The following is a 12,612-nucleotide window of genomic DNA, read 5'->3' as shown; positions in this document are numbered from 1 at the left end:
ATCTAGTCTTATTTATTATTCTAAATCAGGATTATTTTCTAATTCACCTACTATCTCTATAGATGTTTCAGAAAAGTTTATTAGATTATATAGATGATTAAAGTGTATTTTGCCTAATGTAAAGTCTATTTTGTCTAAACTTAGCTCTAATGTACTTGCTCTTTCTGAAAAAATGATATTATTGTTTGGTTGATTTGTATTATGCGAATTAAGATAAAGGTTTGTAATAGTAGTATTTTGTTCAAGTGCATCGGTCAAATGAAGTACAGAAATATCTAAATTTCCAGATCCTGTCTCATTAAAGTTTAAACTTTTAAGTTTGATAGAATTTGATATAGACTTGCTGTTAAAGTCTTGATCAAAATCTAAAATATGCTCGATTTGATAACTAATTACCCCAGGATTTGTTTCGCTTTTTTGACTATCAATAATCTCTTTTTGACTTTTTATAGTGTCACTTAATTTTTGCTCAAGCTTTTTTTGATAATTTTCAACGATTTTATTTTTTTCTACTTCTGAGCTATTAAACCATTTAAGAGCAATTTCTTCCTCCTCATTTTCAGACTTACAATTTTTAATTCGGTCTATTTTATCAGTAATTTCTGAAATAGTTTCATCAATAAATTTAATACTAAGAAAATATATTTGATTTAAAAGTTCAGCGGTAGTTTTTTCTAAATTTACTGATTCCACTTTATTGGATAATTTCCATTTAATATATTCTCTGAAATTTGCCCTAAGGTCTATAAATTCATCTATAATTTCAGAATTAGAAATAGTTTTGGGTAATATATAGCTTTTTGAATTAATATTAAATTTAATATATTTAAAAACTTCTTTTTGTGTTTGGTAGTCAAATAAAAATTTTTGCTGTATAGATTCTGCAATAATTTGGATAACGCTATCTCTAAAATTAACTGCTTCTAATTCAATACTTATTTATATCTGTCATCTTAAAAATCTTAATTTAAATTAACTTTTGTAGCGACAAAATATATTAATAGTTAACTTATGTCAATAATGTTATAATTTAAATTATAGATATTATAAGGATGAATTAACAAAAATAAAGCTAGGGATTTAAAATAAGTAGTAGAATTTTAAATCCCTAAAGTATCTCTATATAACTCAAGCATAGCGTCCTGTTCAGCTAGCTTATCTTTATCAAGTTTTTTTAGCTTTAAAACAGTTTTCATCGCTTTAACATCAAATCCGTGCGAAGAAGCATCTTGAAAAATATCCTTAATTTCTTCAGATAGATCAGCTTTTTCTTGCTCTAACCTTTCTATTTTGCTTAAATATTGCTCTAATTGTTCTTTTACTACTACTTCAGACATAAAAAATTATTTAACCTTTTTGAATTTACTATTATAATACAAATATCATTTTTATTCAATAAAATATTAATAATGCAAATTTATCCTTTGAGGCTTTTGCCTAATAAAATCGATTTTGATTTTATGAATTTTAAAAAAGTCAGTTACACTTTCTCAATTATTTTATCACTCATTAGCTTTATTTGGATTGGTATGTACAAATTTAATTTCGGTATTGATTTTGCCGGAGGTATAGTTATAGAAGTAAGGCTTGACCAAACGCCAGATTTACCAAAAATGCGTCAAGTTTTAGGTGAGCTTGGAATTGGTGAAGTAGTGCTGCAAAACTTTGGTAGTGAGCGTGACTTATCGATTAGATTTGGTAGTAGTAGCGAAGATAATTTAATGAAAAATATTGAGCTAATTAAATCGACGCTTCAAAATAATTTTCCTTATAATTTTGAATATCGTAAGGTGGATTTTGTTGGTCCGCAGGTTGGTAGGCAGTTAATTGAGGCAGGGACTATGGCAATGCTATTTTCGTTTGCGGCAATTATGATATATATTTGGGTACGTTTTGAATGGTATTTTGGGCTTGGTATACTTATTGCTTTAGTGCATGATGTTATATTAGCACTTGGATTTATGAGTATAACAAAACTTGATTTTAACTTAAGCACTATTGCAGCAGTGTTAACTATCATAGGATATTCTGTTAATGATTCGGTAGTGATATATGATAGGATCAGGGAAAATTTACGTAAATATCATAAGAAAGGCATCACGGAAATTATAAATTTAAGTATCAACGAAACTCTATCCAGAACAATTTTAACAGTAGTGACTACTCTACTTGCTAATTTGGCACTGGTTCTTTTTGGCGGTGAGGCAATCCGTAGTTTTAGCGTACTGGTATTTTTTGGAATAATAGCAGGGACTTATTCGTCTATTTTTATTTCTGCCCCGATACTTACGATATTTGCCAATAAAAAATTTGAGAAGTAAGTAGTAAAACTTGTCATCCCGTGGCTTGTCCACGGGATCCAGCATAAAGCGAGAGGAATCGAGCTTTTTGTATACGTATTTTTTATTACTGGATCCCGTGGTCAAGCCACGGGATGACAATGAGGATGTTTTTCGATCCATGCCTACGATATGACATAATAAGGCTTTGCCACTCCTCGCAATGACAAAACAAGAGTAATTTATGCTGAAAAAAGAAGATAGAATTTTTACTAATTTACATGGTGAGCAGAGCCATGATTTGAAATCTAGCAAGAAGCTTGGTGATTGGGATAATACTAAAGCATTACTTAATAAAGGCAAAGAGTGGATTATTGAAGAAGTTAAGAAATCGGGACTTAGAGGGCGAGGTGGTGCAGGATTTTCTACCGGCACTAAATGGTCGTTTATGCCTAAAGAATCAAAAAAGCCATCTTATCTAGTAGTTAATGCTGATGAATCTGAACCCGGCACTTGCAAAGATCGGGATATATTAAGATATGAACCACATAAGTTAATAGAAGGGTGTTTGCTTGCCAGTTTTGCCATAGGAGCAAATAGCTGTTATATCTATATTAGAGGGGAGTTTTACAACGAAGCTTCCAATATTCAGCGTGCCTTAGATGAAGCATATAAAGATGGTTTGATAGGAAAAAATGCTTGCGGTTCAGGCTTTAATTGTGATATTTATTTGCATCGTGGAGCTGGAGCTTATATTTGTGGAGAAGAAACAGCTCTGCTTGAAAGCTTAGAAGGTAAAAAAGGCATGCCAAGGCTAAAGCCGCCTTTTCCGGCGGGCTTCGGGTTGTATGGCTGTCCAACCACTATAAATAATGTTGAATCTATTGCGGTAGTGCCAACTATTTTAAGGCGAGGAGCTAGCTGGTTTGCATCTATCGGTAAGCCAAATAATACCGGTACTAAGATTTTTTGTATATCAGGTCATGTTAATAAGCCTTGTAATGTTGAAGAGGCAATGGGGATTCCTTTAAAAGAAATCATTGAAAAACATGCAGGGGGTGTTCGTGGCGGTTGGGATAACCTCAAAGCTATAATACCGGGTGGCTCTTCCGTTCCTTTGCTTCCTAAATCCTTATGCGAAACTGCCGATATGGACTTTGATAGCTTAAAGGCAGCAGGCTCTAGTTTAGGTACTGGCGGGATTATTGTTATGGATAAATCGACTGATATTATTTATGCAATAGCACGTCTTAGTAAGTTCTATATGCATGAGTCTTGCGGTCAGTGTACGCCGTGCCGTGAGGGTACAGGATGGATGTGGCGTGTTATGATGAGGCTCGTTAAAGGTGATGCCAAAAAATCCGAAATAGATCAGCTTCTTGAAGTTACAAAGGAAATAGAGGGGCATACCATTTGTGCTTTAGGTGATGCTGCCGCTTGGCCAATTCAGGGGCTGATAAAACATTTTAGAAACGAGATTGAAAGCAGGATACAATAGTTCCTATGTTATTCCCGCATAGGTGCATGAGCGTCAGATCGGTGTCATCCCGTGGCTTGTCCACGGGATCCAGTAAAGTAACCATAAATACGACAAGTTTTTAAAGCTAAAAGCTCGATTTTATCTCGCTTTATACTGGATCCCGTGGACAAGCCACGGGATGACAATGAAAAAATTGACCTCCACAACTACAACGTTGTGGGATAACAAATTATTTATAAACAACTTAAAAAACTTTATGCAAACAAATACTGAATCAAACAACAATAAAACAACTGCTCAAGAATGGAAATCTTTCATTTTAGTAGTAGTTATTGCACTAATGATTAGAATATTAATAATAGAATCTTTTGTGGTTCCAACTGGATCAATGAAAGCTACTATACTTGAAAATGATCGGATTTTTGGTACAAAATATAGTTATGGATATAGTAATTATTCTTTATCTTTTTTTGATTTTATTCATTTATTTAAGGGACGAATATTTGCTCGCACTCCAGAGCGTGGCGATATCATAATTTTTCGTCCTCCTCATGAGATGAATACTAGATATATAAAGCGTTTGATAGGGCTTCCTGGGGATAAAGTGCAATTAATTGATGATGTAATATATATTAACGATGAAAAAATAGAGCGTGTAGAGTCAGGAATTTATGTTAGTGAAGAGGGAAGAAAATATTTAAAATTTAAGGAAACACTGCCAAATGGTAAAACATATTTTTCTTATAAGCTTGCTCCTGTTTTAGGAATTATGTTTAACGATAAATATGGTAATACAGACGCTTTTTATGTACCGGAAGGGGAATATTTCTTTTTAGGGGATAATAGAGACCAGTCAAATGATAGTAGGATTGATTTAGGTTTTGTGCCGTTTGAGAATTTTATTGCTAAAGCACAATTTATTTGGTTTTCAACAAAAATAACATGGTGGGATAGTGATATAGGGGTTATTAATCTGATATTAAAGTTAAAGCCTTGGGCAGAGTCTATTAGGTTTAATAGGATATTTAGAAATCTATACAGCATAGAGGATTGATGGAATCATTTGAGGAGTTAGAAAAATTACTAGATTATAGTTTTAAGAATAAGGCACTTTTAACAGAAGCCTTAAGTCATCCCTCTTTAAGACAGCATCATGAATATAAGGCTAATAAAGATTATGAGCGGTTGGAATTTCTAGGAGATGCGGTATTAAATTTAATTATCACAGAAATTTTATTTAATAATTTTAAAGAATATAACGAAGGAAATTTAGCTAAAATTAGATCATACTTAGTTTGTAAAGAAACAATTTGTGTTGTAGGAGCTAAGCTTGGTTTAAAAAATTATATTATTATGACTCATGGCGAAGAAATAGCCGGCGGGCGTGATAATCCTAATAATATTGAAAATGTTACAGAAGCTTTAATCGCAGCTATATATCTCGATAGTGATATTACTACAATTCATAATATTATAGGGAAATTATGGGCAGAATTTATAAAAGTCAAAGATCTAACAGATTATGACCCTAAAACCGCCTTACAAGAATGGGCACAAAGCAAAGATCATCATATCCCTATATATCGCCTAATTAAAAGAGAGGGTGTAGCTCACTTGTCAACCTTTACAGTATCAGTAAAAATAAACGGCTACGAGCAAACAGGTAAAGGACACTCTATAAAAGAAGCTGAAAAAAACGCTGCAAGGGAATTATTACATAAGCTCAAATTGTTATAAAATATGATGAAATACTTAAAGAATTTACTGTTTATTTTTTTATTGTTTTCTATGTCAATAGCTAGTGCTAATGATGGCACTTCCTACGCAAATTATTATAATGAGGCTGTTGAGTTTTATAATTAAAAAAAATATGATTTAGCTATTGAAGCCTTTAATAAAGCAATTATATTAAATCCAACTTTTCCAAATATATATCTTGGTAAGAGTAGAGCTTTATCTAGGCTACATAAATACGATTTAGCTATTGAAACTTTAAATAAAGCGATTGAATTGGAACCTAATAATCCAGAATTATATGGGTTTAAAGGCTTCATATTAGCTATGTTAACTCAATATGATTTATCTATTAAAGCATACGACAAAGCGATTATATTAAATCCTAATGATTATGGTTTTTATGACGGTAAAGCTTTTGTTTTATATAAGTTAGAAAAATATAGTCTAGCTGTTGAAGCTTCTAATAAAGCTATTGAACTAAATCCTAATAATTCAGATGTATATTATAATAAGAGTTTAATATTAGAAAAATTAGGTCATTATAAATTAGCTCTTGAAGCAGTTAATAAAGCACTAGAATTAAATCATTTAAACTATGATGCTCAACAACTTAAACAAGAATTAATGCAAAAACTATAAAGCTAGGTAAAAATTTGTGACCAAGCAAATTCAAAAAACAGTTTCGGTTTGTATTATCGGCAGACCTAATAGCGGCAAGTCTACTTTGCTAAATAGAATAATCGGGGAAAAGCTTTCGATAGTTACCCCAAAAGTTCAAACAACTAGGTCGATCATTACCGGCATCATTACCCTAAACGATACCCAAATAATACTATATGATACACCAGGGATATTTGAGCCGAAAGGAACTTTAGAAAAGGCAATGGTTAGATGTGCTTGGTCTAGTCTGCATAGTGCCGATATTGTCATGTTAATTATTGATAGCTTAAAGCCATTAGATAGCATAACGCATGATATTTTAAACAAGCTTCGCTCACTTAATGTTGTGCCGGTATTTTTGTTAAACAAAATAGATGTTGAATCGAAATATATAGACGACACTAAAGCTTTTTTAGCTGAAAATTATTCTGACAGCTTACTTTTCCCTATTTCTGCTATTTCAGGTGAGAATGTTGATAAGCTACTTGAATACATAACAAGTAAAGCAAAAATCGCTCCTTGGCTTTATGAAGAGGACGACATAACCGATTTGCCGATGCGTTTTATCGCCGCAGAAATTACGAGAGAGCAGTTATTTTTAGGGTTGCAGCAAGAACTGCCTTATAAGCTAACTGTGCAAACCGAAAAATGGGAAGAGCTAAAAGATAAATCCGTAAAAATTAATCAGATTATAGTAGTTTCAAGAGAGAGCTACAAAACTATAATACTTGGGAAAAACGGCTCAAAAATTAAAGAGCTAGGGGCAAAATCCCGAATGCAAATGCAACAATTTTTTGGCTTTCCTGTACATTTGTTTTTATTCGTCAAGGTGCAAGAGTTGTGGGAAGATAATTCTGATTATTATGAATATATGAAGATATAAAGAATTGTCATTCCCGCCTTAGGTTTGTTTGCATGGATCGAAGAACGTGTGCGGTGTCATCCCGTGGCTTGTCCACGGGATCCAGCATAAAGCGAGAGGAATCAAGCTTTTTATGTTTGTATTTTTTATTGTTTTTCTGGATCTAGTTCCCAAGCCACGGGATGACACCTAAGGTGGGAGTGACATGAGAGTTGGCGGTCAAGTCACAGGATTCAGTATTTTTAAAATCATTTTATAGATCCCGTGGCGGGACCACGGGATGACACGGTAGGGATAACAATGATAGTACTTGGGATTGATCCGGCACTTGGGAGTTTGGGATGGGCGGTGGTTGCAAAAGAATCGGCAAAGCTGAAATATTTAGCCAGCGGCGTTATCAAAACAAGTAGTAAGGATGAAATACATCATAGGCTTAGCTATATCAACAGCATATTAGAAAAAGTAATATTAGAATATAAGCCGAATATGGCAGCGATTGAAGAAACTTTTGTTAATACTAATAGCGTAACTTCGTTAAAGCTTGGCTATGCTAGAGGTGCTATAATGTCACTAATTGGTAGATATGATTTAGATATGCGAGAATTCAAACCTAACACGATAAAAAAAACTGTCACAGGATATGGTCATGCCGAAAAGGATCAGATTTTGCATATGATTAAGTTATTACTGCCGGGTACTGCTGCAATTACTAACTCAGATGAAGCTGATGCTGTAGCAATCGCTTATACCTGTCTAGTTACGAAAAATTACTGAAATGAAGCCTATAATAATATTAGTTGCACCGCAAATGGGTGAGAATATCGGTGCTACCGCAAGAGCCATGAAGAATTTTGGCTTGGATGAGCTTAGAATAATAACCCCAAGAGATGGTTGGCCTAATGAACAAGCCCGCAGTAATGCAGTCGGAGCAGTAAATATTATAGATAATGCAAAAATTTATAATAGCTTAGAGGAATGTATTAAAGACCTCGAATATCTATATGCTACTACCTGCATCAAGCGGGCTATAAATAAGGATTATGTATTCTCACAAAATCTAACTTCCGATTATCCGAGTCTTGCAAAAGTCGGGATAATGTTTGGGCGGGAAAATAATGGGCTTAGCAATGAAGAAATATCGCTTGCCAATAAGATTATCACCATTAACACCACGGAATTTAGCTCGCTAAACATTGCACAAGCAGTTATTATTGTATGTTATGAATTATTTCGTAATTCTGAATCAAGAGAAGATATTTATAATATTCAAAAACTCGCTACTAAAGAAGAAATAGATCATTTCCTAACACATTTATTCGGAAAATTAGACAAAGCCGGATTCTTTAAAATTCCGGAAAGAAAACTTATAATGCAGCAAAATATCACCAATATATTTATGCGTATCAATAACCTCTCTACCCCTGAAATCCAAATCCTACAGGGTATTATAAAGTCTTTGAATAATAATTAAATTTGAAAAATTGACTACGTCGTCTTGTAAATCTTCCGATACTCACGTATTAAGTAACTGCTGCCGTTTTTCGGCTTACAGACCAATTACTCTTTTCCAATTTGATCCTCGTCTAACAACTTTAGATGTATACTTAGTAACCTCTTAAATTCAGGAGTATAATTTTTGATATGTTCATAAATTTCATCGGCAAGCTTCTTATCATAGGTGTGTGAGGTCATATTACGATCAAGAAGCATGTGAATCCATAAATCTTCATCATTTATAATGCCCACTGCGTAAGCTTCTTTAATGACTTCTTTGGGATAATTGAGAACTATACCCATTTGAGCAAAATACTCTTTTAAAAATTTCCAAGCAAGTTCAAAAGTAAATTCAAATCTTTGAATTGTTGCGTCTATATAAGCACGATCTTCTGTGATTGGTTTTAAATAAATAGCTTCAAGTGCTATAAAAGCTTTACGAAAGTTTTCAAGTTTTGTTTTAAGTCTAATATTTGTTTTTAACATATAAAATCTTTTTATTTCTTATTATATTTTCATAAAGCTCACGGCTTATTTTCGTGTTATCGAACCTGACACAATCTATCTTTAAAAGCGTATCAGCATCATTTATAATATCTACAACTTTTAACCATTCTTGATCTGTAATATTAGGGCAAATGATAGCAAGATCAATATCGGAACGCTTGTTGTTATCGCCTCTAGCACGAGAACCAAAAAGCCATATTTCTTCGATAAATGGTAAAGATTTTAGCTTTTTGATAAATATGTAGGATTGTATATCTTTATTCATTTAATTACCAGCTTTTATATTAAAGGTTTAATAATCTCAGCTACTCTTCCTGCTTCATCTAAAGGTGGATAGCTATACTCTTCTAATTTCGTTACAGACTCATCAAACATTTTTGCTATTTTCAGCTTAACCAGTTTTTTTACAAAAATTTTATGCTTGGAGGAGTTAAAATTTGATGGGCAGAATATGTAAAGAGGTTTGCCGCTTGAAGCTGCTTCGCTGCACATTGATATAGAATCGGCTGTAGAGATTATATATTTAGCACTTGCAAGCATAGCGATATATGGGTTAAACCCTGTATCAGTAGTTGGGTCATAAATAATTGTTGAAGCCGGCATGTTATTTTTAATAATTGATTTTACTATGTCAGGTGTGCGTCTGCTAAAACTAATGAAAAAAGGAGTTTTTTGATTATCATATATTCTTTTTAATAATGAAGAAAAATGAATAGCTTCTTTTTCAGTGAAATTAAATTTCTTATTATTCCCACCGATTATTAAGGCAATAAATTCTTTAAGCTTAGGGTAATGTTTTTGTAGTTCTAAATTCGCCGTGGCAAACTTTTCAGTTACGTTATTAATAGCTCCGTTTATTGGGATGATGAAATCGTCATTGCGAGGAAATGCATAGCATTGACGAAGCAATCTAGTGAAAAAGTCCTGAGATTGCCACGCTCCTTGCAGTCGCTCGCAATGACGTTGATCATGATAAGGCAAGATCACCGCTTCAAACACTTCATAAGATAAATTAGGTTGCATTATTTGAATCAGTTTAATTTCTTTTTTTAACTTCTTTTTTAAATAAAATGCTAAAGCTGCCGTTCTTCTTCCAGCAGTAATAATTATATCAGGTAGAGGCTTATCTAAAATATCCCGTAATATTTCTTTTTTTATATGAACAGGATGATATTTAAGTAAAAAATTTGGCAGCTTAGCTAAGCAATTATATTCAAGTCTAATGACTGTATATTCTTCTGCTAATTTTTCAGCAAGTGCGATTGCTTGGTGGTTATTACCTGTTCTACTATCTGTAAGCACCCACAGATTTTCCGTATAGCTTGCTTCTAAAGGTAATTTGTGCGTCGATCCGTTACTCGAATCCTCACGTACGTTTTTGTACGCTGCGGTTCTGCGTTCCGTGTCTCCTGCAAATTCCTCTTTATTAGCTTCGTTATACAAAAAATCTGTATTAGTCATAAATATTCCTTTAAAGATAATTTTAGTAAGTCAGTAAGCGGCAGTGATTTATCGCATGCATTAGCTATTTTTGGTATAACTGGAATTTGAGCTATTAATGGTATATTATATTTTTGTGATAAATGACTCCCACTATTACCATCAAATAAATCACTCATATTCTCGATTATTCCAATTATCGGTAAATTTAATTTTTGATATAAATCTATCGAGCGTACGACATCTATTTCCGACATTTTTTGCGGAGTAGTGACAATTACCACGCCGTTTAGATGATAATTCTCCAGCATACTTAAATGAATATCCCCTGTTCCTGGTGGCATATCAATAATTAAATAATCAAGGTTATCCCATTTCGTCACTGATAATAATTGATAAATAGTTTTACTAGCCATAGGACCACGCCAAATAATTGCGGAATAATTTTTAACGAAAAAGCCTATTGATATCACCTCAATATTTTTAGCTCTTACCGGTATTATTCGCCCACCCACTGTTTGCGGCACTTCATTAATACCAAATATATGGGGAATTGAAGGTCCGTAAATATCAGCATCAACTATGCCAACTCGGTGATTCTCTAAACTTAATTGTTGAGCAATAAGAGCTGAAATAGTAGATTTGCCGACTCCTCCTTTACCTGATGCAACTAAGATAATCTTTTTAACATTCTCAACAAAATGTTTGGGTTTTTGAGGTTTTTTTTCTACTGTTTTACTCTCAGTAAAAACAATAGTTATTTTACCTATGCCAACTATTTCATTAAGCTTTTTAATTGCTGTATTTTTTATTTCTTCTACTTCTAATTTGTCAATGCCTGATATATCTATTGAAAAACCAACATTATTATGTTTAATTATAATATTTGATATAACTTGTTTTAAAAAAGTACCGTCTTTAAAAGCAATATTATGCAGTTTATCGATAATTTGGTTTTGGTGTAAATCAGCCATAATTAAATTTCCTTTTTAAGTCTGCTATAAGTTCGCAACTTGACGTTAAATACTATAATATATATAATCACTAAATCTTCAAATTTCAAAATTAATATAAAAAGCAAATGCTTAGTAAAAAATATACCCCAATTTTCAAAAAATCTCCGTGGAAAGATTTTGATAACGATAAAGATGATAACATATTCACAAGACCAAGAAAAAATCAATTTAATTTCAGTACAAAAACAATAATTTTAGTTGCTCTAGCATCTTTTGTTTTGTGGCTCGCTTCAGGTATTTATGAAGTAAAAGAAGGTGAAGAAGCGGCTGTAACAAGATTTGGACGTTTTGTTCGTAAAGGTTACGCTGGTCTTAATTATCGTTTACCTGCTCCATTTGAAAAAGAAATAGTCGAGAAAGTTAAACAATCAAGACGAATTGAGATTGGATATCGTACAAATAACTTTGTGCGTAGTGGTGGTGATACCAAAAATATTGCCGGTGAAAGTATTATGCTAACTGGTGATGAGAATATTGTTGCTTTAAATTGTGACGTAATGTGGCATATTAGTAATCTTGAGGATTTTATGTTTAACGTACAAAAGCCTGAAGAAACAGTTAAGTCAACAGTAGAAAGTGCCGTTAGAGAAGTAATAGGGAATACGCCTATTTCTTGGGTCTTATCTGATCAGAAGCAGGAAATTACTCATAAAATAGAAACATTAGCACAAAAAATTCTAGATAGTTATAACGCTGGAGTAATGATTGAAAAGGTGCAATTGTTAAAAGCTGAGCCACCTGCTGAGGTAATAGATGCTTATAGAGATGTGCAAACTTCAAAAGCAGATAAAGAAAAGGAAATAAATCAAGCTCAAGCCTATAATAATAAAGTATTACCGGAAGCTAGAGGGGCAGCAGCTAGAATTATAGAAGAAGCAGAAGCCTATAGAGAGGAAATAATATCAAAGGCTGAGGGAGATAGTCAAAGATTTAGTGCAATTTATAAGCAATATGCTGCAAATAAGCAAGTAACTAGAGACAGGCTATATTTAGAAGTAGCTGAAGAAGTATTAAGCGGCTCGAATAAGACTATTATTAATAATGCGTTACTTCCGCATATGGCTATTAAGCCTTAATGTCATCCCCGCATAGGCGGGGATCCAGCATAAAGCGAGATATATCGAGCTTTTTATTTTA

Annotated in this window: 14 protein-coding genes and 2 pseudogenes; 10 read left to right on the top strand and 6 right to left on the bottom strand. The window is 33.0% G+C overall.

The window, feature by feature from the left end; genetic code table 11:
- Positions 1-15 precede the first annotated feature (15 nt).
- Both RBE_RS06175 and RBE_RS06170 read right to left on the bottom strand, forming a co-directional pair.
- Complete coding sequence (locus RBE_RS06175) at positions 16-693, bottom strand: hypothetical protein (protein WP_011477845.1); 678 nt, start codon at positions 691-693, stop codon at positions 16-18.
- Between the two features lie 407 nt (positions 694-1,100).
- Entirely contained in the window at positions 1,101-1,337 is a 237-nt protein-coding gene (locus tag RBE_RS06170) for a DUF2312 domain-containing protein (RefSeq protein WP_011477844.1), read from the bottom strand.
- Between the two features lie 72 nt (positions 1,338-1,409).
- Between RBE_RS06170 and secF the strand changes: the two genes are divergently transcribed.
- The 9 genes and pseudogenes from secF (at position 1,410) to RBE_RS06130 (ending at position 8,489) form a co-directional block, all read left to right on the top strand.
- Positions 1,410-2,321 (top strand): protein translocase subunit SecF, encoded by a 912-nt coding sequence (gene secF / locus RBE_RS06165; protein ID WP_011477843.1) that lies wholly within the window; start codon positions 1,410-1,412, stop codon positions 2,319-2,321.
- Between the two features lie 202 nt (positions 2,322-2,523).
- Positions 2,524-3,777, top strand: coding sequence for an NADH-quinone oxidoreductase subunit NuoF (nuoF, locus tag RBE_RS06160; RefSeq protein ID WP_011477842.1), 1,254 nt, complete (start codon positions 2,524-2,526; stop codon positions 3,775-3,777).
- Positions 3,778-4,015: 238 nt separating this feature from the next.
- Positions 4,016-4,813: a signal peptidase I gene (gene lepB / locus RBE_RS06155; RefSeq protein ID WP_041804718.1), complete on the top strand. Its 798-nt coding sequence runs from the start codon at positions 4,016-4,018 to the stop codon at positions 4,811-4,813.
- A complete protein-coding gene (gene rnc / locus RBE_RS06150; protein WP_011477840.1) occupies positions 4,813-5,496 on the top strand; it encodes a ribonuclease III in 684 nt (227 codons plus the stop codon). Before lepB ends, rnc begins: the two co-directional genes overlap by 1 nt.
- Before the next feature lie 138 nt (positions 5,497-5,634).
- Positions 5,635-5,874, top strand: a pseudogene (locus RBE_RS09515) (tetratricopeptide repeat protein); the annotation flags it as partial.
- The gene (locus RBE_RS09510) at positions 5,866-6,135 is read left to right on the top strand and encodes a tetratricopeptide repeat protein (RefSeq protein ID WP_266105184.1); all 270 of its coding nucleotides are present in this window, start codon (positions 5,866-5,868) and stop codon (positions 6,133-6,135) included. The pseudogene RBE_RS09515 and the gene RBE_RS09510, both read left to right, overlap by 9 nt.
- Positions 6,136-6,151: 16 nt before the next feature.
- Positions 6,152-7,039, top strand: coding sequence for a GTPase Era (gene era, locus RBE_RS06140; RefSeq protein ID WP_011477838.1), 888 nt, complete (start codon positions 6,152-6,154; stop codon positions 7,037-7,039).
- A gap of 279 nt (positions 7,040-7,318) precedes the next feature.
- Positions 7,319-7,792 (top strand): crossover junction endodeoxyribonuclease RuvC, encoded by a 474-nt coding sequence (gene ruvC, locus RBE_RS06135; RefSeq protein ID WP_011477837.1) that lies wholly within the window; start codon positions 7,319-7,321, stop codon positions 7,790-7,792.
- 1 nt (position 7,793) lies between these two features.
- Positions 7,794-8,489 (top strand): RNA methyltransferase, encoded by a 696-nt coding sequence (locus RBE_RS06130; protein ID WP_011477836.1) that lies wholly within the window; start codon positions 7,794-7,796, stop codon positions 8,487-8,489.
- A gap of 86 nt (positions 8,490-8,575) precedes the next feature.
- Here RBE_RS06130 and RBE_RS06125 read toward each other — a convergent pair whose 3' ends face one another.
- The 4 genes and pseudogenes from RBE_RS06125 to RBE_RS06110 all read right to left on the bottom strand — a co-directional run bounded on the left by RBE_RS06125 (position 8,576) and on the right by RBE_RS06110 (position 11,433).
- On the bottom strand, positions 8,576-8,998 hold the full coding sequence (locus RBE_RS06125; protein WP_011477835.1) for an HI0074 family nucleotidyltransferase substrate-binding subunit: 423 nt from the start codon (positions 8,996-8,998) through the stop codon (positions 8,576-8,578).
- Positions 8,979-9,284 (bottom strand): nucleotidyltransferase domain-containing protein, encoded by a 306-nt coding sequence (locus tag RBE_RS06120; RefSeq protein WP_011477834.1) that lies wholly within the window; start codon positions 9,282-9,284, stop codon positions 8,979-8,981. Before RBE_RS06120 ends, RBE_RS06125 begins: the two co-directional genes overlap by 20 nt.
- 4 nt (positions 9,285-9,288) lie before the next feature.
- Positions 9,289-10,327: pseudogene (locus RBE_RS06115) on the bottom strand (mitochondrial fission ELM1 family protein).
- Positions 10,328-10,476: 149 nt separating this feature from the next.
- Positions 10,477-11,433: an Mrp/NBP35 family ATP-binding protein gene (locus tag RBE_RS06110; RefSeq protein WP_011477832.1), complete on the bottom strand. Its 957-nt coding sequence runs from the start codon at positions 11,431-11,433 to the stop codon at positions 10,477-10,479.
- 107 nt (positions 11,434-11,540) lie between these two features.
- Between RBE_RS06110 and hflK the strand changes: the two genes are divergently transcribed.
- Positions 11,541-12,551 carry an FtsH protease activity modulator HflK gene (gene hflK / locus RBE_RS06105; protein ID WP_011477831.1) on the top strand — a complete coding sequence of 337 codons (1,011 nt, stop codon included), beginning with the start codon at positions 11,541-11,543 and terminating at the stop codon, positions 12,549-12,551.
- Positions 12,552-12,612: the final 61 nt, after the last annotated feature.

Source organism: Rickettsia bellii RML369-C, from assembly GCF_000012385.1.
GTDB lineage: Bacteria > Pseudomonadota > Alphaproteobacteria > Rickettsiales > Rickettsiaceae > Rickettsia > Rickettsia bellii.
The sequence above is the reverse complement of the archived record's forward strand: the minus strand, read 5'-3'. Positions and strand labels throughout refer to the sequence as shown.

Bases quoted from the DNA above. Each gene is read 5' to 3' on its own strand.
- ruvC (WP_011477837.1), top strand. From the start codon at position 7,319: ATGATAGTACTTGGGATTGATCCGGCACTTGGGAGTTTGGGATGGGCG.
- RBE_RS06110 (WP_011477832.1), bottom strand. From the start codon at position 11,433: ATGGCTGATTTACACCAAAACCAAATTATCGATAAACTGCATAATATT.
- secF (WP_011477843.1), top strand. From the start codon at position 1,410: ATGCAAATTTATCCTTTGAGGCTTTTGCCTAATAAAATCGATTTTGAT.
- RBE_RS06170 (WP_011477844.1), bottom strand. From the start codon at position 1,337: ATGTCTGAAGTAGTAGTAAAAGAACAATTAGAGCAATATTTAAGCAAA.
- lepB (WP_041804718.1), top strand. From the start codon at position 4,016: ATGCAAACAAATACTGAATCAAACAACAATAAAACAACTGCTCAAGAA.
- rnc (WP_011477840.1), top strand. From the start codon at position 4,813: ATGGAATCATTTGAGGAGTTAGAAAAATTACTAGATTATAGTTTTAAG.
- hflK (WP_011477831.1), top strand. From the start codon at position 11,541: ATGCTTAGTAAAAAATATACCCCAATTTTCAAAAAATCTCCGTGGAAA.
- RBE_RS06130 (WP_011477836.1), top strand. From the start codon at position 7,794: ATGAAGCCTATAATAATATTAGTTGCACCGCAAATGGGTGAGAATATC.
- nuoF (WP_011477842.1), top strand. From the start codon at position 2,524: ATGCTGAAAAAAGAAGATAGAATTTTTACTAATTTACATGGTGAGCAG.
- RBE_RS06120 (WP_011477834.1), bottom strand. From the start codon at position 9,284: ATGAATAAAGATATACAATCCTACATATTTATCAAAAAGCTAAAATCT.
- RBE_RS06125 (WP_011477835.1), bottom strand. From the start codon at position 8,998: ATGTTAAAAACAAATATTAGACTTAAAACAAAACTTGAAAACTTTCGT.